Source organism: Streptomonospora mangrovi (genome assembly GCF_027604915.1).
Classification (GTDB): Bacteria; Actinomycetota; Actinomycetes; order Streptosporangiales; family Streptosporangiaceae; genus Streptomonospora; species Streptomonospora mangrovi.
Window position 1 is genome coordinate 1 of record NZ_JAJAQC010000032.1, and the last position, 23,838, is coordinate 23,838.

The window sequence follows — 23,838 nt, forward strand, 5'->3', positions numbered from 1 at the left end:
GGCCGGGCCGACCAACCCGACCGGCTCGGTCGGCCCGGCCGGCCCGGTCACCCCGCCGCCCCCGCCGCCGTGTCCGCCAGCTCGGCGCGCACGCGCCGCGCCGCCGCCACCATGTTGCGCAGGCTCGGCTCGACCTCGGCGTAGGAGCGGGTCTTCAGCCCGCAGTCGGGGTTGACCCACAGCCGCTCGGGCGCAACCGCCCGCAGCGCGGTCCGCAGGGCCGCCTCGATCTCCTCCACCGAGGGCACGCGCGGGGAGTGGATGTCGTAGACCCCCGGGCCGATGCCGCGCCGGTAGCCGGCCGACGCGAGGTCGCCCACCAGCTCCATGTGCGAGCGCGCCGCCTCGACGCTGGTGACGTCGGCGTCCAGCGCCTCGATCGCCCCGACGATGCGGCCGAACTCCGAGTAGCACATGTGGGTGTGGATGCGGGTGCCCGCCGCCACGCCCGAGGTGGCCAGCCGGAACGCGCCCACCGCCCACGCGAGGTAGTCGGCGCGGCGCTCCTCGCGCAGCGGCAGCAGTTCGCGCAGCGCCGCCTCGTCCACCTGGATGTGGCGGATGCCGGCGCGCTCCAGGTCGGCGATCTCGTCGCGCAGCGCCAGCGCCACCTGGCGGGCGGTGTCGCCCAGCGGCTGGTCGTCGCGCACGAAGGACCACGCCAGCATGGTCACCGGGCCGGTCAGCATGCCCTTGACCGGCTTGGCGGTGCGCGACTGGGCGTAGGTGGTCCACTCCACCGTCATCGGCGCGGGCCGGGCGACGTCGCCGTGCAGGATGGGCGGGCGCACGCAGCGCGACCCGTAGGACTGCACCCACCCGTTGGCGGTGGTGGCGAACCCGTCGAGCCGTTCGGCGAAGTACTGCACCATGTCGTTGCGCTCGGGTTCACCGTGCACCAGCACGTCCAGGCCGATGTCCTCCTGGAGCGCGATCACCCGGTCGATCTCGGCGCGCATCAGCCGGGTGTACTCGGCGTCGCCGATGCGCCCGGCCCGGTGGTCGGCGCGCGCCCGCCGCACCTCGGGGGTCTGCGGGAAGGACCCGATGGTGGTGGTGGGCAGCAGCGGTTCGCGGCCGGCCGCCGCGCCGCGCCGGTCCTCGCCGGCGCGCTCGGCGGGCTCCCCCAGCGCGTCCAGGCGGGCGCGCACCCGCGCGTCGACGGCGGGCGCGGGCCGGGGCGCGCGGGCGGCGGCCATGGCGGCGGCCTCGGCGCCGCCCCCCGACAGCGCGGTGCCCAGCAGCACGACCTCGTCCACCTTCTGCCGGGCGAACGCCAGGCGTTCGCGCAGCGCGGGGTCCAGGTCGGGCTCGGCGGCCAGGTCGATGGGCACGTGCAGCAGCGAGCAGGAGGTGCTCACCTCGACCTCGCGGGCCAGCCCGAGCAGGGAGCCGAGCACGGCCAGGGCACGGGGGACGTCGCAGCGCCACACGTTGCGCCCGTCGACCACGCCGGCGACCAGTGTCTTGTCGCCCAGGCCGGAGACCCGGGCCAGGTCCTCGACCGACTCCGGACCGCTGACGAGGTCCAGCCCGACGGCCTCCACGGGGGTGCGCTTGAGCGCCTCCAGGACGCCCGGTCCGACCGCGCCGAAGTAGGTGGACACCACCAGGCCGGGGCGCTCGGCCAGGCCGCCCAGGCGCGTGTAGGCGCGCTCCAGGGCGGTGGTCTCGGCGCGGCCCTCGTCGGTGGCCAGGACCGGCTCGTCCAACTGCACCGACTCGGCGCCGGCGGCGCGCAACTGGCCCAGCAGGTGCGCGTAGCACTCCAGGAGGTCGTCCAGCAGCTCCAGGGGCCGCCAGCCCTCAGGCGCGTCGGCGGCGGGCTTGGCCAGCAGCAGCAGGGTGAGCGGGCCGACGAGCACCGGGCGGGTGGGGATGCCCAGGCCGCGCGCCTGGGTGTACTCGGCCAGCGGCTTGCGGCCGGCCAGGCGCGGGCGGGTGGCGGGCGACAGCTCGGGCACCAGGTAGTGGTAGTTGGTGTCGAACCACTTGGTCATCTCCATGGGCGCGAGGTGGTCGGTGCCCCGGGCCATGGCGAAGTAGGCGCGCAGTTGCCCGTCGCGGTCCTCGGCGGCGTCCACCAGCGGGCGGAACCGCTCGGGGACCAGGTCGAACAGCACGGCGTGGTCGAGCACGTGGTCGTAGTAGGAGAAGGTGTTGGAGCAGACGGCGGTGACGCCGGCGCCGCGCAGCGTCTCCCAGACGCCGCGGCGCAGCCGGGCGGCCGCGGCGTCGAGGTCGGCGGCGCCGGTGCGCCCGGCCCAGTAGGACTCGCAGGCCCGCTTCAGCTCCCGGTCGGGTCCGATGCGGGGGTAGCCGTGGACGGCGGTGGTGGTCATGGTCGGCGTGTTCTCTCCCTCGTCGATCAGCCTGCGGGCCGGACGCCGTCGAGGGCGGGAGGAGAGGGGCGCGCGGGCACGCCGGCGCACCGCCCTGGCCCTCCCTCGGGGCGCACGGACCCAGCCGTGGGCGCGGGGCGCGGCCACGGGCGGTGGCAGGTCTTCGGACTCGCGGGCGCGGAGGCGGCCTCGTGGCCGCGTCCTCCTACCGGCCGTCGCTTCCCAGGCGCGCGGCGCCCAGTGCCGATGACGGCTTTCGTTCCCGCTTACCGCTGCGGGGCAGTCCCGGATTCGCACCGGGTTCCCTCTTGCGACACGCGCGCCGGGGCGCGCGTGTACCGACCGCGGCGCCAGTATAGGCGCGGCCCTCCCGGCGGCCGGGGAGCGGGCGGTGCCGGACGCGCGGCCGGCGCGGGTCCGGCGGCGGCGATCGGTGGGCCGGGGGCGTGCGACACGCACGTCCCGGCGTGCGATCGGTCCGTGCGGCTGGCAGGATGGGCGCTGCTGTCATGACGCCCGCGGGCGCCCGGCGGGGCGCCGGTCGACGGCGCGCCGGGTGCCCAGCCGCTCCCCCGGTCCGCGGCCGCGCCGCGTGGGATGACCAAACCTTGCCGTTGTTGCCCGCATCATGACGCTCTCTGTTGCCTGTCCTGGCTTTTCGCCTTTTACGCTCAACCGATGGACCGTGTCCGAATTGATATATCAATCGCGGAACTCGCCCGGTTGCCACGGGCGACAGAGTCACCGGCACCCAAACCCAGGACCGCGAAGGACGCTCACCCATTGAGGAACCAGCCCGTGCGCCCGCAACCGTTGACCTCCGCCCGGCGCCGGCGCGCCGCCCGACCCGGACCGGCCCTGCGCGCGGCCGCGGGCGCCGCCGTGCTGTCGCTGCTCGCGCTGACCGCCTGCTCGGGCGATGAGGCGCGGCCGACCTCGGGCGACGGCGCTCCCGAGCCCACACCGGCCACGGGCGAGCCCGACGAGCTGACGGTGGTCGACACCGAGCACGTGCCGGGGCTGACCGAGGAGCGCACGGCGAGCAAGGACGGCGGGGTGGACGTCGAACTGGCCTACCCCAAGGTCCGCAACGCCGGCCCGTTCGCCGAGCGGCTGGGCGAGATCACCGAGCAGGACGCCGCCGACTTCGCCGGCGCGGCCGACGACCCCAAGTCCTACACGGTCGACTGGGAGTTGAGCGTGGCCGGGCAGGGCGTCATGGCGGTGCGGCTGACCCAGCGGGAGAAGGACGGCGAGGGCAAGCGGACCGGCTACTCCACCTACTGGTACGACGCGGAGTCGGGCCGCACCGCCTACTCCACGGAGCTGCTGGGCGGCCAGCGCCAGCTCGACCGGCTCCACGAGCGGGTCAGCGAGCTGCTGAAGAAGGAGGACGGGGTCGACGTCTCGACGCTGCACCCCATCGCCCGGATGTACGACTCCATCGGGTTCAACCCCGACGGCGACCTGGTGGTGGAGTTCGACGAGGGCCAGATCGCGCCCGCCAAGTCGGGGCGGGTGCACGCGGTGGTCCCCCGGGAGGACGCCGCGCCGCTGCTGTCGGAGTTCGGTGAGCGCGCGCAGTCGGCCGCCGTGGTGGTCACCCCGGAGTTCCGGATCCGCCGCGCCGCCAACGCGCCCAAGGACGGCCCGCCCGAGGGCGGGGTGCCGGGCATGATGGCCACCGCCGACCCCGACGTCGACTGCGCCGACCCCGAGTCCAAGTGCATCGCGCTGACCTTCGACGACGGTCCGGGCGCGCGCACGCCCGAGCTGCTCGACGCGCTGGCCGAGCACGACGCGCGGGCGACGTTCTTCGTGACCGGCGGGCCGGTGCGCGAGCACCCCGACGTGGTGCGGCGCGAGTACGCCGAGGGCCACGAGGTCGCCAACCACACGGTCCACCACCCCGACCTCACCTCGGTGGGCGAGGAGGAGATCGACGAGGAGCTGACCACGGTCAACGAGCTGGTGCGGCGCGAGACCGGCTACACCATGGACCTGATGCGCCCGCCCTACGGCGCCACCGACAACAAGGTGGAGGAGGTCACCGAGCGGCTGGACCAGGCGCAGATTTTGTGGAGCATCGACACCAACGACTGGCGCGACCACAACCCGGGACTGGTGGCCGACCGGGCGGTGCAGGACGCGCGGCCGGGGTCCATCGTGCTGATGCACGACATCCACGACACCACCATCGACGCGGTGCCCGACATCCTGGAGCGGTTGGACGAGAAGGGTTACACCATGGTCACGGTGTCGCAACTGCTCGGGGAGACCGAACCGGGCCGCTCCTACATCGACGGCCACCCCGAACCGGAGGAGTCGCCCTCGGCCGAGGACTGACCAGGCGCTGACCAGGGCGTTCACCGCCCGGAGGGCGCCGGGCGGATGTGGTGCGTACGACACGCGGCGGGGTGTCCCCAGTGCGGGGGCACCCCGCCGGCGCGCGTAGGCTGGTTCGCCGTGGTGGGAGCGTCCCACCGGGTACCCGCCGGGCGACTTCCCAACCGCCCGGGCGTGTCCTGAACCGGACCGCTTGGCGGCGGCGTCAGCGGGAACCCGATGATAGAGGCGGTCGTTCCCGACGATGAGAGCAGCCACCACAGCGTGACCCCGTGGATGTGTGAAGGGAAGTCCGATGGCCGTTGCGTGCGCGCGCGACTATGCCTGGTTGCGGGAGACCCAACCGGACCTCGCCGAAGCGTACTGCCTCTCCTATGTGCGGGGGCTGAGCAAGGCCGCCGCGCTGGGGAGGCTGGGGGTCGCCGAGCGCGACCTCCGCTCCCTGCCCATCGCCGAGGCCGTCGAGGCGGCGCTGTGCGCTGAGGGGCGTCCGCCGATGACCGTGCACGCGCTGTCGGTCAACGGCTGGACGGTGATCGTGGAGCCCACCGGCTGCCGCGTGACCCGCCCCGAGTGCTACCGCGCCCTGTCGGCCGAGACCGAACTGGTGTCGGTGCGGGTGCTGATGGGCCACCGCTACGAGTTCCGCTGGGTGATCGACGGCGTGCTCCAGACCTTCTTCGACGCCCGCGCGCCGCGCGTCCGCCGGGGCACCCGCCCCGACGCCCTGGCGGCGCAGATGGGCGCCGTGGGCCTGGACGGCCAGACCCCCGCCACCGACCCCGGCGCCGCCGTGCTGGCCCTGGCCGACCGGGTCACCGGCGTGCGCATCCGCTCCTCCCACCTGGCCGGCCCCCTGCTGGGCGCCGAACTCGACGCCGCCCTGCCGATCGCCCAGCGCTAGCCCGCCCCGGCCCGGCTTCCGGCCGCGCGGCGGCCTGCTGCCGCCGCGCCCCGGCCCGGCACCGCCGCCGGGCCGCGTTGCGGACACCCGCGCCCCGATACGGTCCCGCCCGCCCCCAGCCGGTCGGCCGACCGGAACCCGCCCAGCCGCCGGAACCTCCGGGGGTCCCGCCCGATGCGCGCGGGGATCCCGAGCGTCGGCCGTCCCGGCACCACCCGCTCAGCCTCCTGCGCCGTCCCGCCCCGCGCCCGGCCGCCGGGAGGTTCCGGCGGCTCCGCCCGGTGCGTAGGGCCCTCCGCGAGCGGCGGTCGGCGCCACCCCATCGGCACGTCCGCGCCGGTCCCCCGGCGCGCCCGGCCGCCCGCGCGGGCGCGTGACCTGATGTGGCCACTTCGCGGCTGCGCGGTGCCGCCGCGGCGCCGGGCGATCTACGTTCGTCTTCTACGCCCTTCGCCCGTTCGCCGACCGTTTCCTCCGGCCGCCGGCACGCGGCCGCCCACCGCCGCACGACCGCCCCCCGCGCAGCGGTCGCGGGCCGCCACACGAAGGAGCCCCCGGCGCATGCCCAGCCTCCCCCACGGCTCCCCCGCCCCGGTGCCGCGACCGGGCCGGCCGCGCCGCACCGCCCGGACCGTCCGTGCCTCCCGCACCGCCGCCGTGCTGGCCGCCGGGGCGCTCCTGGCCGCCGCCTCGGGCTGCGGCAGCCTGAAGCCGCCCGACCCCGCCCCCACCGCCGCCACCCGGGTCGCCCAGGAGAACGTGCCCGGCATCGGCGCCCGCCCGGCCGGCGCCGACGCCGCCGGCCGCGGGTTCACCGTGCGCGCCTCGGTCCCCGACATCCCCAACGCCGCTCCCCTGGCCGACCACCTCGCCGGGGTGGTGGCCCAGGAGGCCGCCGACTTCCGCGCCGCCGTGGACTCCGCCACGCGCCTGGAGGTCGACTGGGAGCTGACCGCCGCCGGCCGGGGCCTGGTGGGCGTGCGGCTGGTGCGCACCGAGCACGACCACCGGGGCGTCCACGACTCCTACGCCACCTACTGGTACGACACCGCCACCGGCGCCACGGCCTACTCCACCGAACTGCTGGCCGGCGACGCCGAGCTGCGCCGGCTGGACCGCCTGGTGGCCGCCGCGCTGGAGAAGGGCGGCGGCGACCCCGCCGCCCTGCACCCGGGGTTCCGGCTGTACGACTCCCTGGCCTTCAACCACGACGGCGACCTGGTGGTGGAGTTCGACGCCGGGCGCGTGGCGCCGCTGGAGCGCGGCCGGGTGGCGGCGGTGGTCGCCGCCGAGGACGCCCGCCCGCTGCTGTCGGACCTGGGCCGCCGCGCCCGCGCCGCCTCGGCGCTGACGCCGCACGCCTTCTCCATCGCCGAGCCCCCGGCCGGGGACCCGCGGGAGCGGCGCGAGCGGCCCGTGCCCGGCTCCCGGCCGCCGGCCGAGGACCACGACTGCGGCGGCGCCGTCACCTGCGTGGCGCTGACGTTCGACGACGGCCCCGACAAGCGCACCCCCGAGGTGCTGGACCTGCTCGCCGCCTACGACGCCAAGGCCACGTTCTTCGTGCCGGGCCACTCGGTCCGCAACGAGCCGGCGCTGGTGGGCCGCGCCTTCGCCGAGGGCCACCAGTTGGGCAACCACGGCGACACCCACGAGACGTTCGCCGGCGGCGGCCGCGACCGGATCGACGCCGAACTGTCCGCGGTGGACGCGCTGATCCGCCGCGAGACCGGCACCACCGTGGACATCATGCGCCCGCCGTTCGGGCGCACCGACCCCGCCGTGGCCGAGGTCGCCCGCGAGCACGGCCAGGCGCAGGTCATCTGGGACACCGACACCGAGGACTGGACCGGGCTGAGCGCCGAGGAGGTGCTGGCCAACACCGTCGCCCGCACCCCGCCCAACGGGGTGGTGCTGCTGCACGACACCGAGGACGCCACGGTGGACGCGCTGCCGCGGATCCTGGAGCACTTCACCGCCCAGGGCTATGCCCTGGTCACCATCGCCGACCTGCTGGAGGAGACCGAGCCGGGCGCGGTGTACTACAGCGCCGACCCGGCCCTCAACGCGGTCTGTATCCGGCTGGCGGGCTGCCCGTGACCGCTCCCGGCCGCCCCGGCGCGGGGCATGGGAACGGCCGCGGCCCCGGGCGCGGCCGGGGGCGCGGGGCTCAGGAGCGCTCGGCGGCGGGGCTGGGGGCGTCGGCCCCCACCGCCTCGCCCACGGAGCGGTAACCGGCCTGGCGCACCAGCCGGGCCAGGCCCCGGTGCAGGCGCAGCGGCCACAGCGGGCCGCCGTAGATGAGGCCGGTGTAGCCCTGCACCAGGGAGGCGCCGGCGCGGATGCGCTCCCAGGCGTCCTCGGGCGTGGCCACGCCGCCCACCGCGATGAGAGTGAGCCGGTCGCCGGCGCGGGCGCGCAGCCGGCGCAGCACCTCAAGGGAGCGGCGGCGCAGCGGCTCGCCCGACAGCCCGCCGGCCCCGGCGGCGGCGACCTCCTCGGCGGGGGTGCGCAGCCCCTCGCGGCTGATGGTGGTGTTGGTCGCGATGATCCCGTCCAGGCCCAGCTCCACGGCGAGGTCGGCCACGGCGTCCACGTCGTCGTCGGCGAGGTCGGGGGCGATCTTCACCAGCAGCGGCAGGGAGCCGCGGCCGTCCTCGTCCAGGGCGGCGCGCACCGCCGTCAGCAGCGGGCGCAGCCGCTCCACGGCCTGGAGGTCGCGCAGGCCCGGGGTGTTGGGCGAGCTGACGTTGACGACCAGGTAGTCGGCGAAGGGCGCCAGCCGGCGGGCGCCGGCGACGTAGTCGGCGACCGCCTCGGACTCCGGCACGGTCTTGGTCTTGCCGATGTTGACCCCCACGATCGCGCGCCGCCCGGCGGGGCGGGCGCGCAGCGCGGCCAGGTTGTCGGCGGCCACCACCGAGCCGTGGTTGTTGAACCCCATGCGGTTGACGATCGCGCGGTCGGCGGTCAGCCGGAACAGGCGCGGCTTGGGGTTGCCCGGCTGCGGGTGGGCGGTGACGGTGCCGACCTCGACGTGGCCGAACCCCAGCGCGGTGAGCCCGATGACCCCTTCGGCGTTCTTGTCGAACCCGGCGGCCAGTCCGAGCGGGCCGGGGAACTCCCGGCCCAGCGCGGTGACGGCGAGTTCGGGCCGGCGCGGCCCCAGGACGCGGCGCATGGCCTCCGGGGCGCCGGGCACCGCCGCCAGCCCGCGCAGGGCGGTGAAGGCCAGCCGGTGGATGGACTCGGCGTCGGTGCGGCGCAGCACCGCGGAGAAGAGCAACTGGTAGAGCACGGGGTTCCTGAGGTCGGTGGGTGGGGTGGGACGCGCGGTGCGGCGGAGTGCCGCGCGGTGCGGCGGGGGGGGCCGGGGGGGGGCCCCCCCCCCGCCCCCCCCGGGCCCCCCCCCCCCCCCCCCGGGGGGGCCGGGGGGGGCGTGGGGGGGCACGCGCGGTGCGGCGGAGCGCCGCGCGGTGCGGCGGGCGGCGCCGGGCGGCGGCCCGCCCGGCGCCGCGCCGGTCTCAGCCCTCGCCGCCGCGTTCGCGCTCGGCGAGGAAGCGCTCCAGCTCCTCGCCCAGTTCGTCGGCGGTGGGCAGGTCGGACAGCTCACCGCCGAACAGGGTGTCGCCGGTGCCGTCCTCGCGCGCGGACATGAACTCGTCGTACTGCCGCTCCAGGTTGGCCACCACCCGCTGGACCTCCTCGGAGGCCGACACCTGCTGGTCGATCTCGGTGTCGGTCTGGCGGGCGGAGTCCTCCAGGCGGTCGCCGGGCAGCGCCAGGCCGGTGGCGCCCGAGACGTAGTCCAGGGCGGCGATGGCGGCGCGCGGGTACTCCGACTGCGCGAGGTAGCTGGGCACGTGGACGGCGTAGCCCACCACGTCGTGGCCGGCCTCGCCCAGCCGGTACTCCAGCAGCGCGGCGGCGCTGGCGGGCACGGTGACGCGGCTGACCCAGGGGGTGTGGTCGGCGACGAGGTCGGGGCGGGTGGCGTGGGCCGTGACGGTCGCCGGGCGGGTGTGGGGCACCGCCATGGGGATGCCGTGCACGCCCACCGTCAGGGTGATCTCGAAGCGCTCGATCAGCAGGCGGACGGCCTGGGCGAACGCCTCCCACTCGCGGTCGGGCTCCAGCCCGTAGAGCAGCAGGAAGGGGGTGCCCTCGGTGTCGCGCATCTCATAGAGCGCGAGCTGGGGCGGGGTGTAGGCGGTGTAGGCGTTCTCGACGAAGGTCATCACCGGCCGCCGGTCGCGGTAGTCGAGCAGGCGGTCGATGTCGAAGGCGGCGAGTTCGCGCGCCTCATAGGCGTCGAAGAGGGCCTCGGCCGCCTGGCGGCCGACCGTGCCGGCGTCCACGAACCCGTCGAGAACGACCAGCATGACCGTTGCGTCGGTTTCGGCGTCCGGGGTCACCCGGAAGAGATCGGCTGCGTGGTCACGCACCTGGCATGCTCCATTCGCACACGGACGGCTGTACGCGCGGTGGGCGCACGGCACGCGGGGTTCGCGTTCCAGAATAGACGACCGGGACCGGCATACCCCCCGATCCCGGACGTCGCCGACCTCACGTGGAGCGCACGACCCGCAGGCTGCGCAGCCGGTTGAGCGCGCCGGCCACCTCGTGGCGGCGCGGCAGCGCGTAGTCGCCGGCGTAGCCCCGGCCCAGCGCGGTCACTCCGTCGGCGGCCAGCCGCTCCTCCAGGGCGTCCAGCGCCTGGGCGAGGGTGCGCTCGCCGTCGAGCAGGCCGTCCTCGGCGAGCAGCCGCAGCGCCAGGCCCACGCCGATGACCTGGCCGGGATCCACGAGCTGGGTCAGCCCGCGCACGTCGATGTCGTCCTCGCCGAAGGTCAGCACGTCCATGTCGCGGCGCTTGACGCGGGCGCGCCCGCGCGCGGTGGCGTCGACCGAGCGGGGGTCCACCACGCGGGCGGCGGGCGAGGTGAACGCGGCGTCGGCGCGTTCGGCGGCCAGCTCCTTGGCGCGTTCGGTGACGTCGTAGGGGCGGTAGCCGTCGAGCATGACCACGTGGTCGGCCACGTCGAAGTAGTCGCCGCTGCCGCCCATGACCAGCACGGTGGAGACGCCGTGCTCGCGGTGCAGGGGGCGGACGAGGTCCACGAAGGGGGTGAGGGGCTCGCGGTCGCCGTGCACGAGCCGCTGCATGCGGGCGTCGCGGATCATCAGGTTGGTGGCGGTGGTGTCCTCGTCCACCAGCAGGGTGCGGGCGCCGGCCTCCAGGGCCTCGGCGATGTTGGCGGCCTGGGAGGTGGAGCCCGAGGCGTTGTCGGTGGAGAAGTCGGCGGTGTCGGCGCCGGTGGGCAGGTTGCGCACGAACGCGCTGACGTCGGTGCGCTCGACCCGGCGGCCCTCCTCGGCGCGGATCTTCACGGCGTCGGCGCGGGTGGCGACCAGTTCCCGGCCGTCGCCGGGGACGTGGTCGTAGACGCCGCGCTCCAGGGCGTGCAGCAGGGTGGACTTGCCGTGGAACCCGCCGCCGACGATGAGCGTGATGCCCTCGGGGATGCCCAGCCCGCTGACGCGGCCGGCGTGGGGCAGGTCCACGGTGACCCGCATGCTCTCGGGCGCGGTGAAGGGGACGGCCGCGCCCTCCATCGGCAGGTCGCTGACGCCGCTGCGGCGGGGCAGGACCGCGCCGTCGGCGACGAACGCCACCAGGCCCAGGCCGGGCAGCAGGTCGCGCAGCGCGGCGGTGTCCTCCACGGAGTCGGCGAAGGCGGTGGCGGCGGCGGTGTCCAGGTGCGGCCAGCGCAGGGCGTCGACCAGGGCGGGCAGCCGATCGCACAGTTCCCGCTCGGCGGTGCGGGCGTCGATGCGGCGGCCGTGGCCGGGCAGCTCGATGCCCAGGCGCAGCTCGACGGCGCCGTCGCGGATCTGCCCGGAGGCGCGGGCGATCACCTCCTGGCCGCCGGCGTCGATGCGCAGCCGGGCGCCCTTCAGCTCGCGGTGGGCGCGGCGCACCAGGTGGTCGGCGGTGGCGCGGCGGCGCACCGGGTGGTGCCAGGCGTGGTCGGGCAGCCCGGCCACCTCGGCGGGGATGCGCACGGCCACGCGGGAGGGCGGCGCGAAGGGGTCGGACTGCACGCGCTCGACGGTGAGGGTGAAGTCGGGGAAGGCCCAGTCGCCGGTGAGCGACTTGTAGCGGCCGTAGGAGGCGCCGTCCATGCGGCGCAGCTCCTCGGCCAGGCGGTCGCCGTCGCGGCGGCCGCGGATCTCGGGTTCGGGGCGCCGCGCGCCCGAGGGCGGGCCGCCGTGGCCGCCGCGCCGTTCGGGACGTCCCCCGCCGTGGCGGCGCTCCTGGCCGCCGTACCGTCCTGGCATCGCCGGTGGTACCTCTCTTCCTTCTCTTCCTGTCTCTGCCGTCTTTCCGGTCCGCCGCGCGCGGCGGGCGCCGCTCGCGCGTCCCTCCGACCCGGCCCTACCCGCCCGGCCCGCGTGCAGGCTCGCGTTAAGACGGCGCGAAGGAAACGGCGCCACGCCGGGCGCGCCCGGGAACTTCGGTCACACTGTCCCGGGCATGGTTAGTTTGTCCTGGAGCATCCGGTTTGAACCTGGAGCACCGGCCGGCACGCGGCGCCGCCGCACCCGCTGAGCTGGGCGGGCGTCCGCGCGCCCGGCCGCGCACATGACGTGGCGGACCGGTGACACAGGGACACGGGGCGCCGCGTCGGCGGCCACGCGATTCAAGGGGACACGGGAAGACAGTGATCGGACGCGGTTCTGCGAGCGACGCCTCACGCCGGTCGCGCCTGCTGCGCGGGTTCGACCTGGAGTCGGCCCTGCACCGGCTGCCGGGCTGGGGCCGGCCGCCGCAGTTGACGGCGGCGGCGTTCGCCGGGGTGGTGGCCATCGGCACCGCGCTGCTGGCGCTGCCGGCGGCCACCGAGAGCGGCGAGTCCGCAGGATGGCTGAACGCGCTGTTCACCGCCACCTCCGCCGCGTGCGTCACCGGGCTGATCATCGTGGACACCCCCGCCTACTGGTCCACCTTCGGCGAGATCGTCATCCTGGTGCTGATCCAGGTCGGCGGCCTGGGGATCATGTCGCTGGCCACGATGCTGAGCCTGCTGGTGACCCGCCGGGTGCGGCTGCGCCAGCAGGTGCGCACCGAGGCCGAGACCAAGAGCCTGACCCTGGGCGACGTCCGGCAGGTGGTCGCCGGGATCGTGGTCGTCACGGCGGTGGTGGAGGGGGCGGTGGCCGTCCTCCTCTCGGCGCGCTTCCTGCTGGGCTACGGCGAGCCGCTGGGCCGGGCGCTGTACCTGGGGGTGTTCCACGCGGTCTCGGCGTTCAACAACGCCGGGTTCGCCCTCTACACCTACAACCTGGAGGACTTCGCCGGCGACCCCTGGATCCTGCTGCCGCTGGCGTTCGCGGTGGTCTTCGGCGGACTGGGGTTCCCGGTCTGGGTGGAGCTGTGGCGGCACGCGCGGCGCCGGCGCGAGCGCCACCACTGGACGGTGCACGCCAAACTCACCCTGGTCACCACCGCCGTGCTGCTGGTGGTGGGGTTCGTCGCGTTCACGGCGCTGGAGTGGCACAACCCGCGCACCATGGGGCCGCTGAGCGTGGCCGGCAAGCTGCTCAACGGGTTCTTCCAGGCGGTGGTGCCGCGCACCGCCGGGTTCAACTCGCTGCCGTTCGGCGAGATGACCACCCAGACGCTGTTCGTCACCGACGCGCTGATGTTCGTGGGCGGCGGCAGCGCGGGCACCGCCGGCGGCATCAAGGTCACCACGTTCGCGCTGCTGGCATTCGTCATCTACACCAACGTCCGCGGCGAGACCACGGTACACGTGGCCAACCGCAAGGTGGCGCGCAGCGCCATCGAGCAGGCCATCACCGTGGTGACCATGGCGCTGGGCCTGGTGATCGTCTCGACGTTCTGCCTGCTGACCATGACCACCTTCACCCTGGACCAGATCCTGTTCGAGGTGGTCTCGGCGTTCGCCACGGTGGGGCTGTCCACCGGCATCACCGCCGACATCCCGCTGGCCGGCCAGCTCATCCTGGTGTTCCTGATGTTCGCGGGCCGCATCGGGCCGATCACCCTGGCCTCGGCCCTGGCGCTGCGCCGCCACCCGCGCCGGTTCGAGTACCCCGAGGAGCGGCCGATCGTCGGCTGAGCGCCCGGCCGGCCCACCGGCCCCGGCTCACCGGCCCGGTTCGCCCAGCGCGGGCTCGTCCAGGATGAACATGGTCTGGGTGCTGCGGACCTCGGGGATGCGCTGCAACCGCTCCAGCACGAAGGTGCGCAGCGCGGCGGGGTCGGCCACCCGGACCAGCAGCAGCAGGTCGACGTCGCCCGAGACCAGGGCGGCGTGGTCGACCTCGGGGATGTCGCGCAGGTAGGCGCGGAACCGCTCCCAGGAGTGCTGCTGGATGCGCACCGACACATAGGCCGACAGCCCCTTGCCGTACTTCTCGTGGTCCACGACGGCGGTGAAGCCGCGGATCACGCCGTCGGCGCGCAGCCGGTCCAGGCGGGCGTAGGCGTTGGCGCGCGAGATGTGCGCCCGCTCGGCGACGGCCCGGATGGACATGCGGCCGTCGGCGCGCAGCAGGTCGATGATCCGGCGGTCGACGTCGTCCAGGGGCACGGCCATGTGTCTCACCTCACACCGTCCACATGCTGGACGCCGGGGACGAATGCGCCGCGGCGACCGCTCCGCGCGGCCACCTGTCCACGGTCCGCGCCGCATTATGGACAGTATGCGGCGGCCGACCGCATATTCAAGGCATGACGACCAGCGACGCACCCCGCGGCCCGGCGGCCGACCCCGCCGCCCTGCTGCCCTCGCTGGAGCCGGTCCGGCTCGTGGAGCCCGACGGCACCCGCGCCGCCCCCGCCTCCGGCGCGGGCTTCGCCCTGCCCGAACCCGACGTCCTGCTGGCGCTGCTGCGCGCCATGGTGATCGGCCGCCGGTTCGACCGCCAGGCCGACTCCCTGGCGCGCCAGGGCCGCCTGGCCGTCTACCCCTCCTCCCACGGCCAGGAGGCGTGCCAGGTCGGCGGCGTCCTCGCGCTGGCCGACGACGACTGGCTGTTCCCCACCTACCGCGACTGCGTCTCGCTGGTCACCCGCGGGGTGGACCCGGTCGAGGTGCTGACCCTGCTGCGCGGCGACTGGCACAGCGGCTACGACCCCGCCCGCCACCGCTGCGCGCCCCAGTGCACCCCGCTGGCCACCAACGCCTCCCACGCGGTGGGCCTGACCTATGCCGCCCGCCGCAAGGGCGAGGACGTCGCGGCGCTGGTCCTCATGGGCGACGGCGCCACCAGCGAGGGCGACGCGCACGAGGCCTACAACTTCGCGGCGGTGTGGAACACCCCGGTGGTGTTCCTGGTGCAGAACAACCAGTGGGCCATCAGCGTCCCGCTGCGCCGGCAGAGCGCCGCGCCCACGCTCGCGCACAAGGCGGTGGGCTACGGCATGCGCGGCTACCACGTCGACGGCAACGACGCCGCCGCCGTGCACGCGGTGGTCGCGCGCGCCCTGGCCGAGGCGCGGGCGGGCGCCGGCCCCGCGCTGGTCGAGGCGCGCACCTACCGGATCGACCCGCACACCAACTCCGACGACCCGCGCCGCTACCGCGACGACGCCGAGGTCGCCCACTGGCGGCGCCGCGACCCGGTGGCGCGGCTGGAGGCGCTGCTGCGCCGCGAGGGCGGCCTGGACGACGCCGCCCACCAGGAGATGGTCGACGCGGCCGACCGGCTGGCGATCTCGGTGCGCGAGCGGATCGCCCGGCTGGGCGCCCCCGCGCCCGAGGAGCTGTTCGACCACGTCTACGCCGCGCCCACCGCGCCGCTGCGCGGCCAGCGCGAGGAGGTGCGCGCCTGGGTCCGGGCGCGCCGCGCCGCCCCCACCGGTGAGGAGGTCTGACATGGCCGAGGTCAGCCTGGGCCGGGCGCTCAACCGCGCGCTGCGCGACGCGCTGGCCACCGACCCCGACGTCGTGGTCTACGGCGAGGACGTCGGCCCGCTGGGCGGGGTGTTCCGCGTCACCGACGGCCTCACGGCGGAGTTCGGCGAGGACCGCTGCTTCGACTCCCCCCTCGCCGAGTCCGGGATCGTGGGCACGGCGGTGGGCATGGCCATGTACGGGCACCGGCCCGTGGTCGAGATGCAGTTCGACGCCTTCGCCTACCCCGCCTTCCAGCAGGTCGTCTCGCACGTGGCCAAGATGCGCAACCGCACCCGGGGGCGGCTGGCCCTGCCCATCGTCATCCGGGTGCCCTACGGCGGCGGGATCGGCGCCGTGGAGCACCACGGCGACTCCTCCGAGACCTACTACGCCCACACCCCCGGCCTGCGCGTGGTCACCCCCGCCACGCCCGCCGACGGCTACTCCATGCTGCGCGAGGCCGTCGCCTGCCCCGACCCGGTGGTGTTCCTGGAGCCCAAGCGGCGCTACTGGGCCACCGAGGAGGTCGAACTCCCGGTGCGCACCGCGCCCATGGACCAGGCGGTGGTGCGCCGCGCGGGCGCCGACGTCACCCTGATCGCCTACGGGCCGACCGTGGACACCGCGCTGCTGGCCGCCGAGGCGGCGGCCGAGGAGGGCCGCGAGGTGGAGGTGGTGGACCTGCGCAGCCTGGCGCCGTTCGACGACGCCACGGTGACCGCGTCGGTGCGCCGCACCGGGCGCGCGGTGGTGGTGCACGAGGCGTCGGCGTTCGCCGGGTACGGCGCCGAGGTCGCCGCGCGCGTCACCGAGCGGTGCTTCCACTACCTGGAGGCGCCGGTGCTGCGGGTGGCCGGGCTGGACATCCCCTATCCCCCGCCCCACCTGGAGGAGTACCACCTGCCCAGCGTCGACCGGATCCTCGCCGCCCTCGACCGGCTCCAGTGGGAGGCGGCGTGGGTACCGCCTCCGGCGCAGGCGCCGACCTCGGCGGGTGCGGACGCGGCGGCGCGCGCCGGGCGGGCGCACCGGCTGGAGGTGGGGGCGTGAGCGCCGCGGAGCCCGGCGGCGTGCGCGCCTTCCTGCTGCCCGACCTGGGCGAGGGGCTGGCCGACGCCGAGATCCTGGCCTGGCTGGTCGAGGTCGGCGACGAGGTGGCGGTGGACCAGCCGGTGGCCGAGGTCGAGACCGCCAAGACGACCGTCGAGGTGCCCTGTCCCTACGCCGGCCGGGTCACCGCCCTGCACGGCGCTCCCGGCGAGGCGGTCCCGGTGGGCGCGCCCCTGATCAGCGTGGACACCGGTCGGACGGAGGCCGGTGGCGGACCGGCCGCCGGCCCCGCGCCGGCGGCCCGCGCCGCCGAGGGCGGCACGGACGGCGACGGCACGGACGCGGGCGGTGCCCCGGTCCCGGCCGCCGGGGCGGCGGGCGCCCCCTCCCCCGCCGCCCCCTCCCCCGAGCGGCCGACCGCCGCCGAACGCGTCCTCGCCAGCCTGCGCGCACTCCCCGCCGACCGCGGCGCCGCCGATACACCCGGCGGCCCCGCGCCCGCACCGGAGTCCGCGCCCCCCGGCGCCGACGGCTCCGCCCCGCTGTCGGGTGCCGTGCTCGTGGGCTACGGCACCCGCGCCGAGCAGCGGCCCAGCCCGTCTCGCCGCCGCCCCCAGCGGCGAGACCCGGCGGAGGGCGGCCCGCGGCCAACGGCGTCCGCGGCGCCGCCCCCGCCCCCCGCCGCCGGCGCGGCCGGCGGCGCGCCACACCCCGTGCCGGTGGTGTCGCCGCTGGTCCGGCGCATCGCCCGCGAGCACGGGATCGACGTCGCCGCGCTGGTCGGCAGCGGCGAGGGCGGCCTGGTGCTGCGGCGCGACGTCGAGGCGGCGGTCGCCGCGCGGCGCGCGGGCACCGCACCGGCAGCTCCGGCGCCGCCCCCGGCCGCCGCGGCGGCCGTGCCCGCCGCCCGGCCCGAGGCCGACCCCGTGTCCCCGCCGGCCCAGCCGGCTCCGGCGGCCGCGCCCGCCGGGGCGCGGCGGGTCCCGCTGAGCGGTCCGCACCGGGAGATGGCGCGGCGCATGGCCCGCTCGCGCCGGGAGATCCCCGAGGCCACGGTGTGGGTGGACGTGGACGCCACCGGCCTGCTGGACCTGCGCGCGGCGCTGACCGCGGCCGACCCCGACCGCCCGGTGGGCCTGCTCGCCCTCCTCGCCCGGTTCTGCGTGCTGGGGCTGCGCCGCTTCCCGGCGCTGAACTCCCGGTTCGACGCCGAGCGCGGCGAACTGGTCGAGCCGCCGGGCGTGCACCTGGGGTTCGCGGCGCAGACGCCGCGCGGGCTGGTGGTCCCGGTGGTGCGCGACGCCCACGCCCTGACCACGCGGGAGCTGGCCGGCGAACTCACCGCGCTGACCGAGCGGGCGCGCGGCGGGAGCCTGCCGCCGGACCGGCTCACCGGCGGCACGTTCACGGTGAACAACTACGGGGTGTTCGGGGTGGACGGCGCCGCCGCCGTCATCAACCACCCCGAGTCGGCCATCGTCGGTGTGGGGCGGATCGTCAAGCGGCCCTGGGTGGTGGGCGACGACCTCGCCGTGCGGCCGGTGACCGAGCTGACCCTGGCGTTCGACCACCGGGTGTGCGACGGCGCGGTGGCGGCGGGGTTCCTGCGGTTCGTCGCCGACTGCGTGGAGCGCCCGGAGCTGCTCATCGGCGACATGTGAGGGTGTCGCCGCGCCCGAGAACCCCGCGCGCGTTCCTCCCCGCGCGCTTCCCCCATAAGAAGAAGGTGTGGTGGCGCCCGCGGCGGGGCGCCCCCCCCCCCTCCCCGGCATCGGTCGGCGACCCTGGAGACGCGAACGGCGCCCCCGCCCGTTGCCGGGCGGGGGCGCCGTCGTGCGTGGCGGGTGCCGGGGGCCGGTGGTGACCGGTCCGCCGGTTCACACCCGCGATGCGGCGGTGGTTACTCGCCGCCCTGCGAGCCGGTCCGGCGGTCGCGGATACGGTCCGCGACGCGGGTCCAGTACGCGTTGGCGCTGGACGTGGCCTCGCTCCAGGAGCTGGGGAGCCGGTCGCGGACGCTCTGCACCGTCTCGCGCAGGCCCTCGGCGGTGAGGAGGGAGTCCGCGCGGTGGCGGCCGCCCTCGGTGGCGTAGTCGGTGGCCGCGCGGCGGCGGCCGAAGAGGAACGCCACCAGCAGGGCCGGGACGATCGCCAGGGTGAGCAGCCCGGCGGCCATCGGCAGGTCGTCGCCCGCCAGCGCGATACCGGAGGTGTCGTTGGCCGCGGTCTCGGCCGTCAGGCCCTGGCCGGAACCGTCGCCGCCGTCGTCCTTGCCGGACGGCGCGGCCTGCTGCTGCTCGGAGTCCTCGCCCTTGCCGGTGCCGGAGCCCTCGTCGGCGGACTGCTCCGCGGACTCGTCCTTGGCGTCGTCCTTGGGCTGCTGCTTCTGGCCCTGGTCGCCCTCGGACTTCTTCTTGTCCTCGCCGCCGTCCTTCTTGGCGGAGGCGGGGACCGGCGAGACGGCGTCGTCGCAGACCTCGGAGCCGCTCATGGGCTGGGGAGCGCCCGGGGTACCGGCGCCGTCACCCCACTCGGTGATGTAGTACTCGACGTCGATGTGGCCCTGGCCGCCCGTGACGGTGTAGGAGTCGTCGTTCCAGGACTCGCCGGTGAGCTTGGCGAACGTCTTGCCGTCGAGGTCGAGGAGGACGTTGCAGCCTTCGGCGGGGTCGCCCGGACCGCGGTCGCCGATGAAGAACTCTGCCTTCTTGCCGTTGTACTCGACGTAGCCCTCGGTGCCGAGCGGCCAGCTCGGGCTGGCCGCCAGGCCCTCCTGCATGGGCTCGCCCGAAGCGGGCGCACCGGTGTCGCCGTTGATGCCGGAGCCGTCGTCCCAGAAGTAGGAAGCCTTGACGTTGCCGTACTGGACAGGATTCTCAGAACTCATCAAATGAACCAAAGTTTGGGTGCAGGGCCGAGCGAGACCGGGTACAGGCGTGGATCCCGTGCTCGGGGCATGCCGGATGGGCAGCCCGAATCCGGGCGGTTACCTGGTGGGGGCGCCCGCGTGGATCGCGGGGCGCTGCGGGGAGTCGGTCGCCGTTGGGAACGGAGTACCGGGCCGGCGTTGAGACCGCGCGGCCACCCGCTGGAGGTTGGGGGCCTCGTTCCCCGGTGCCGTGGAGCACCTGGGGCTCGGCATCGGTGTGGACCCGCAAGGTAATCCGCAGGTCACGAACCGATCACGAAGGACTCTAGCCCACGAAAAAGTCAAATGCCACGACTCAAAACGTAAAACCGCAGATCAGGACCCTTGGGGCAGCATGGACACGCACCGAAACCCCCCGCACACACGGGTTTTCCGGGCTTTAAACATGCGAAATCGTGACTCGTGCCACAGTGCTGAACAACGGGTCATCCGAGGGGGTGGGCGGCGCGTCGGCGGCCGACGCGCCGTGGCTCAGGTCACCTGGTGGCGGCGGGCAAAGGCCGGGTCACGCCACTCCCCGGTGCGCACCACCTCCGCTAGCGCGGCGGCTGCGTCGAAGACGTCGACATAGCGCAGGTAAAGCGGGGCGAAGCCGAACCGCATGATGTCGGGCGCGCGGAAATCGCCGACCACACCGCGCTTGATGAGCGCCTGGACGATCGCGTAGCCGTCGGGGTGGCGCAGCGACACCTGGCTGCCGCGCCGCGCGGCCTGGCGCGGGGTCACCGCGGCGAACCCGGCCCGCTCCGTCATGTCCAGGAAAAGCTCGGTCAGCGCCAGGCTCTTGGCGCGCAGCCGGCCCAGGTCCACCCGCGCCCACAGGTCCAGGGAGGACTCCAGGGCGGCGGCGGCGACCAGCGACTGCGATCCGCTGAGGAAGCGGCTCGCGCCCTCGGCGGGGACGTACTCGGCGGCGAAGTCGAACGGGCGGGCGTGGCCGTGCCAGCCGGTGAGGGGCTGGCGGGCGGCGGCCTGGTGGCGGTGGGCGACGTAGGTGAACGCGGGGCCGCCCGGGCCGCCGTTGAGGTACTTGTAGGTGCAGCCCACGGCGAAGTCCGCGCCGGTGGCCGCAAGTTCCACCGGCACCGCGCCCACGCTGTGGCACAGGTCCCAGACCGTCAGCACGCCGTTGGCCCGGGCCAGGCGGTTGATCTGGGCCATGTCGCGCAGCACGCCGGTGCGGTAGTCGACGTGGCTGAGCACCACGGCCGCCACGTCGCCGGCCGCCAGCGCGGCGGCGAGCGCGGCCCGGTTGTCGGGGTCGACCCGGCGCTCCACCACGCCCATGAGTTCGGTCACGCCCTGGGTGACGTAGAGGTCGGTGGAGAAGTTGGCGGTCTCCCCCACCACCGCGCGGCGGCCGGGGTTCAGCCGCAGGGCCGCCACCAGCGTCTTGAACAGGTTGGCCGAGGTGCCGTCGCCGACCACCACCTCGTCGGGAGCCGCCCCCACCAGCGGGGCGAGCTTGGCGCCCAGCGTGCGGGGCTTGTCCCACCAGCCCGCCTCGTTCCAGCTCGCGATGAGCCCCTGGCCCCACTCGCGCTCCACCACCTCGGCGACGCGGCCGGGCGTGGCGGCGGGCAGCGCGCCCAGCGAGTTGCCGTCGAGGTAGATCACGTTGTCGGGCAGCGTGAACTCCGCGCGGAAGGCGGCCAGCGGGTCGGCGGCGTCGCGGCGGAGGCAGTCCTCGCGGGTGATGGGCGTCATGTCGACAGGGCCTTCCTAGCCTCGGGCGGGCGCTCGGCGCGGTCGGTCGGGCGCACCGCCGCCCGCGCCCGGGGCGGGCGGGTGCGAGGCGCGCACAGGGTGCGGCCGGTGGCCAGTATCCCCGCGCGGCGGCGGTTCAGACCCGCCGACCCCCCGCCGGACGCGGCCGGGTCCGGCCGCCCGCCGCCGCAGACGGCGGGGCAGGCGGCGGGGTGGGCGGCGGGGCGGGCGCGCGGGCCGGGCGCGGCGGGCGGTCTCACAGCGCGGTCCGCAGCGACCACAGCTCGGGGAACACGTCCTGAGCGGCGTTGCGCGCCAGCCAGTCCAGGCCGCTGGACCCGCCGGTGCCGGGCTTGGCCCCCATGGCGCGCTTGACCGCCATCAGGTGGCGGTGCCGCCAGCGGGTTACCCGCTCGGCGGTGTCCACCAGCGCCTCGGCCAGGCGCAGCAGCTCGTTGCCGGGGCGCTCGTCGGCGTAGACCCGCGCCCACGCCTTCTCCACGTCGGGGTGGGGCCGGTAGGGGCGGCGCCAGTCGCGCTCGGCGGACGCGGCGGGCACGCCCAGGCCGCGCCGGTGCAGCAGCCGCAGCGCGGCGTCGTAGAGGCCGGGCTCGGCGAGGGCGCGCTCCAGGTCGCGGTGCACCTCGGGCTGGGCGCGGAAGGGGCGGATCATGCCCGGCGACTTGTTGCCCAGCAGGAACTCCAGGTGCCGGTAGCTGGGCGACTGCACGCCCGAGGCCACGCCCAGGGAGTCGCGGAACCGGTCGAACTCGGCGGGGGTGAGGGTGCCCAGCAGCGCCCACGACTCCACCAGGACGTCCTGGGCGCCGGCTCCCCGGCGCAGGGCGGCGATCGCCGCCTCGGCGTCGTCGGCCTCCAGCGCGTCGCGCGCGGCGGTCCAGTGTTGGCGGACCAGGGTGAACAGCAGCTCCATCACCTGGGTGGCGATGATGAACGACAGCTCGGCGGGCTCGCCGGTGCGGGGCCGCTGGAGGTCGAGCAGGGTCTGGGTGCGCACGTAGTCGGCGTAGGCCGCGGCCTGGTCGGCGGCCTCCAGGGGGCACCCGCCGGCCGCCCCCGTCCCGCCGGCGCCGCCGCCGGCCGCGTCCTGGTCATGGGCTGCCGCCACCGCCATGATCCGATCCCCCTCGTGCCGTCGCCACCGGTCCGCAGTCGACCTCGCCGCGCGCCGCGCGTGGTGCCGGTGCGGCGGGAGTCCCCCAAGGATGCTCCCGCCGGTGCCCCGCGCTGAAGCGCGAACGCGAGCGCCTGACCGGGACGGACTTAGCATTCGTAAGTGATTTGGGACCATTCCCTACCGAACGGGAGACCATGCTCGACAACGTGGACCGCCGCATCCTCGCCGAACTCCAGGGCGATGCCCGGCTGTCCTACAACGAGCTGTCGCGGCGGGTGAACCTGTCCCCTCCGGCGGTGGCCGACCGGGTCCGCCGCCTCCAGGACCGGGGCGTGATCACCGGCTACCACGCCCACGTGGACCCGGCCGCGGCCGGCCTCCCGGTAACGGCGCTGGTCCGCATGGAGTGCTTCGGCCCCCTGTGCCTCCTGCGCGACGAGGCCGCCATGTCCCGCCCGGAGATCCTGCAACTCCACCGGGTCACGGGCGACGCCTGCTGCGTCCTCCTCATCGCGGTGGCCTCCATGGCCCACTTCGAGCAGATCATCGACCAGTTGGCCGAACACGGCCGCCCGTCCAGCACCATGGTGCTGTCCAGCCCCTACCCCTGGCGCCCCGTCCGCCCCTGAGCTTGCGGCGGCGAACCGGGGACCGGGGCGGTCGGAGACCGCCCCGGCCGTGGCCGGCGGACCGGGTGGTGGGACCGGAAACCGTTCCGGGCGGGTCAGACGGCCAGGCGGCGCATCATGCGGGTGCCCGCCGCCAGGGCGACGGCGGCGATCGCCACCGCCACGCCTGTTCCCGCCAGGACCGAGACGTCGGCGAAGTCGCCCGCGAACAGGGCGCGCTCGGCGTCGACCACGTGGCTGACCGGGTTGGCGCGAGAGAGCGCGTAGAGCCAGGCCGGGGCCAGGTCCATCGGCAGCATCACGCCCGACAGCAGGATGAGGGGCATGATCATCGTCTGGAGGGCGGCGGCGAACATGCTCTCCTCCCGCAGGGTCATCGCCAGCAGGTAGGACAGCGTGCCCAGGCCCGTGCCCAGGACCATCAGCAGGACCAGCCCGGCCGCCGCGCCCGGCAGCGACACCTCCAGGCCGAAGGGCAGCACCGCCAGCAGGATGACCACCGACTGGACGAGCAGCACGGACACGTCGCGCAGGACGCGCCCCAGCAGCAGCGCCACCCGGCTGGCGGGGGTGGCCAGCATCCGCTCGTGGGCGCCGCTGCGGATCTCGGGCAGCAGGCCGAACCCGGCGAACGCCGTGCCGAACAGGCCGAGCATGGCGAGCACGCCCGGCACGAACCACTGGAGGGAGTTGTCGCCCATGGCGCCGGGCATCCCCGACAGCAGCGGGGCGAACAGCACCAGGTAGAGCACCGGCTGGAGCATGCTGAACCCCAGGCCGAAGACGGGCGCGTGGAGGGTGGGCCGGAGCTGGCGCAGGTAGACGATCCAGGTGTCGCGGAGGAAGGACATGGGGGTCGGCGTG

At 75.6% G+C, this 23,838-nt stretch carries 17 protein-coding genes and 1 riboswitch; of the genes, 8 read left to right on the forward strand and 9 right to left on the reverse strand.

The genetic code is table 11. The annotated features are described in order from the left end of the window. Window positions 1–47: 47 nt before the first annotated feature. The gene (metE, locus tag LG943_RS18050; protein WP_270073480.1) at window positions 48–2,342 is read right to left on the reverse strand and encodes a 5-methyltetrahydropteroyltriglutamate--homocysteine S-methyltransferase; all 2,295 of its coding nucleotides are present in this window, start codon (window positions 2,340–2,342) and stop codon (window positions 48–50) included. 137 nt (window positions 2,343–2,479) lie between these two features. Further along, window positions 2,480–2,700: riboswitch (cobalamin riboswitch) on the reverse strand. Window positions 2,701–3,140: 440 nt separating this feature from the next. On the opposite strand from metE, the gene LG943_RS18055 reads away from it, so the two are divergent. The 3 genes from LG943_RS18055 to LG943_RS18065 all read left to right on the forward strand — a co-directional run bounded on the left by LG943_RS18055 (window position 3,141) and on the right by LG943_RS18065 (window position 7,692). Further along, entirely contained in the window at window positions 3,141–4,688 is a 1,548-nt protein-coding gene (locus tag LG943_RS18055) for a polysaccharide deacetylase family protein (RefSeq protein WP_270073481.1), read from the forward strand. 295 nt (window positions 4,689–4,983) lie between these two features. Further along, window positions 4,984–5,592: a DUF6461 domain-containing protein gene (locus LG943_RS18060; RefSeq protein ID WP_270073482.1), complete on the forward strand. Its 609-nt coding sequence runs from the start codon at window positions 4,984–4,986 to the stop codon at window positions 5,590–5,592. A 561-nt stretch (window positions 5,593–6,153) separates the two neighbouring features. After that, on the forward strand, window positions 6,154–7,692 hold the full coding sequence (locus tag LG943_RS18065) for a polysaccharide deacetylase family protein (protein ID WP_270073483.1): 1,539 nt from the start codon (window positions 6,154–6,156) through the stop codon (window positions 7,690–7,692). A gap of 70 nt (window positions 7,693–7,762) precedes the next feature. Here the strand turns inward: LG943_RS18065 and LG943_RS18070 are convergent, their stop codons facing one another. The 3 genes from LG943_RS18070 to LG943_RS18080 all read right to left on the reverse strand — a co-directional run bounded on the left by LG943_RS18070 (window position 7,763) and on the right by LG943_RS18080 (window position 11,934). Continuing rightward, the gene (locus tag LG943_RS18070) at window positions 7,763–8,890 is read right to left on the reverse strand and encodes a quinone-dependent dihydroorotate dehydrogenase (RefSeq protein ID WP_270073484.1); all 1,128 of its coding nucleotides are present in this window, start codon (window positions 8,888–8,890) and stop codon (window positions 7,763–7,765) included. Between the two features lie 226 nt (window positions 8,891–9,116). Beyond that, window positions 9,117–10,037 (reverse strand): proteasome assembly chaperone family protein, encoded by a 921-nt coding sequence (locus LG943_RS18075; RefSeq protein ID WP_270073485.1) that lies wholly within the window; start codon window positions 10,035–10,037, stop codon window positions 9,117–9,119. Between the two features lie 121 nt (window positions 10,038–10,158). After that, the gene (locus LG943_RS18080; RefSeq protein ID WP_270073486.1) at window positions 10,159–11,934 is read right to left on the reverse strand and encodes an ABC-ATPase domain-containing protein; all 1,776 of its coding nucleotides are present in this window, start codon (window positions 11,932–11,934) and stop codon (window positions 10,159–10,161) included. Between the two features lie 458 nt (window positions 11,935–12,392). On the opposite strand from LG943_RS18080, the gene LG943_RS18085 reads away from it, so the two are divergent. Continuing rightward, window positions 12,393–13,739: a TrkH family potassium uptake protein gene (locus LG943_RS18085; protein WP_408648610.1), complete on the forward strand. Its 1,347-nt coding sequence runs from the start codon at window positions 12,393–12,395 to the stop codon at window positions 13,737–13,739. Between the two features lie 27 nt (window positions 13,740–13,766). Here the strand turns inward: LG943_RS18085 and LG943_RS18090 are convergent, their stop codons facing one another. Then, window positions 13,767–14,219, reverse strand: coding sequence for an Lrp/AsnC family transcriptional regulator (locus LG943_RS18090; RefSeq protein ID WP_270073487.1), 453 nt, complete (start codon window positions 14,217–14,219; stop codon window positions 13,767–13,769). 134 nt (window positions 14,220–14,353) lie between these two features. Between LG943_RS18090 and LG943_RS18095 the strand changes: the two genes are divergently transcribed. The 3 genes from LG943_RS18095 to LG943_RS18105 are packed head-to-tail and all read left to right on the forward strand — an operon-like array spanning window position 14,354 to window position 18,232. Then, window positions 14,354–15,499: a thiamine pyrophosphate-dependent enzyme gene (locus tag LG943_RS18095; RefSeq protein ID WP_270073488.1), complete on the forward strand. Its 1,146-nt coding sequence runs from the start codon at window positions 14,354–14,356 to the stop codon at window positions 15,497–15,499. Window position 15,500: 1 nt separating this feature from the next. Then, window positions 15,501–16,571 carry an alpha-ketoacid dehydrogenase subunit beta gene (locus tag LG943_RS18100; RefSeq protein ID WP_270073489.1) on the forward strand — a complete coding sequence of 357 codons (1,071 nt, stop codon included), beginning with the start codon at window positions 15,501–15,503 and terminating at the stop codon, window positions 16,569–16,571. After that, window positions 16,568–18,232 carry a dihydrolipoamide acetyltransferase family protein gene (locus LG943_RS18105; protein WP_270073490.1) on the forward strand — a complete coding sequence of 555 codons (1,665 nt, stop codon included), beginning with the start codon at window positions 16,568–16,570 and terminating at the stop codon, window positions 18,230–18,232. Before LG943_RS18100 ends, LG943_RS18105 begins: the two co-directional genes overlap by 4 nt. Before the next feature lie 239 nt (window positions 18,233–18,471). Here the strand turns inward: LG943_RS18105 and LG943_RS18110 are convergent, their stop codons facing one another. From LG943_RS18110 to LG943_RS18120, 3 genes are all read right to left on the reverse strand, one after another. Next, complete coding sequence (locus tag LG943_RS18110; protein ID WP_270073491.1) at window positions 18,472–19,458, reverse strand: hypothetical protein; 987 nt, start codon at window positions 19,456–19,458, stop codon at window positions 18,472–18,474. A 513-nt stretch (window positions 19,459–19,971) separates the two neighbouring features. Next, window positions 19,972–21,207: a kynureninase gene (gene kynU / locus LG943_RS18115; RefSeq protein ID WP_270073492.1), complete on the reverse strand. Its 1,236-nt coding sequence runs from the start codon at window positions 21,205–21,207 to the stop codon at window positions 19,972–19,974. 256 nt (window positions 21,208–21,463) lie between these two features. Then, a complete protein-coding gene (locus LG943_RS18120; protein WP_270073493.1) occupies window positions 21,464–22,342 on the reverse strand; it encodes a tryptophan 2,3-dioxygenase in 879 nt (292 codons plus the stop codon). Window positions 22,343–22,539: 197 nt separating this feature from the next. On the opposite strand from LG943_RS18120, the gene LG943_RS18125 reads away from it, so the two are divergent. After that, on the forward strand, window positions 22,540–22,974 hold the full coding sequence (locus LG943_RS18125; protein WP_270073494.1) for an Lrp/AsnC family transcriptional regulator: 435 nt from the start codon (window positions 22,540–22,542) through the stop codon (window positions 22,972–22,974). A gap of 95 nt (window positions 22,975–23,069) precedes the next feature. Here the strand turns inward: LG943_RS18125 and LG943_RS18130 are convergent, their stop codons facing one another. Beyond that, the gene (locus tag LG943_RS18130) at window positions 23,070–23,825 is read right to left on the reverse strand and encodes an ABC transporter permease (protein WP_270073495.1); all 756 of its coding nucleotides are present in this window, start codon (window positions 23,823–23,825) and stop codon (window positions 23,070–23,072) included. Window positions 23,826–23,838 lie beyond the last annotated feature (13 nt).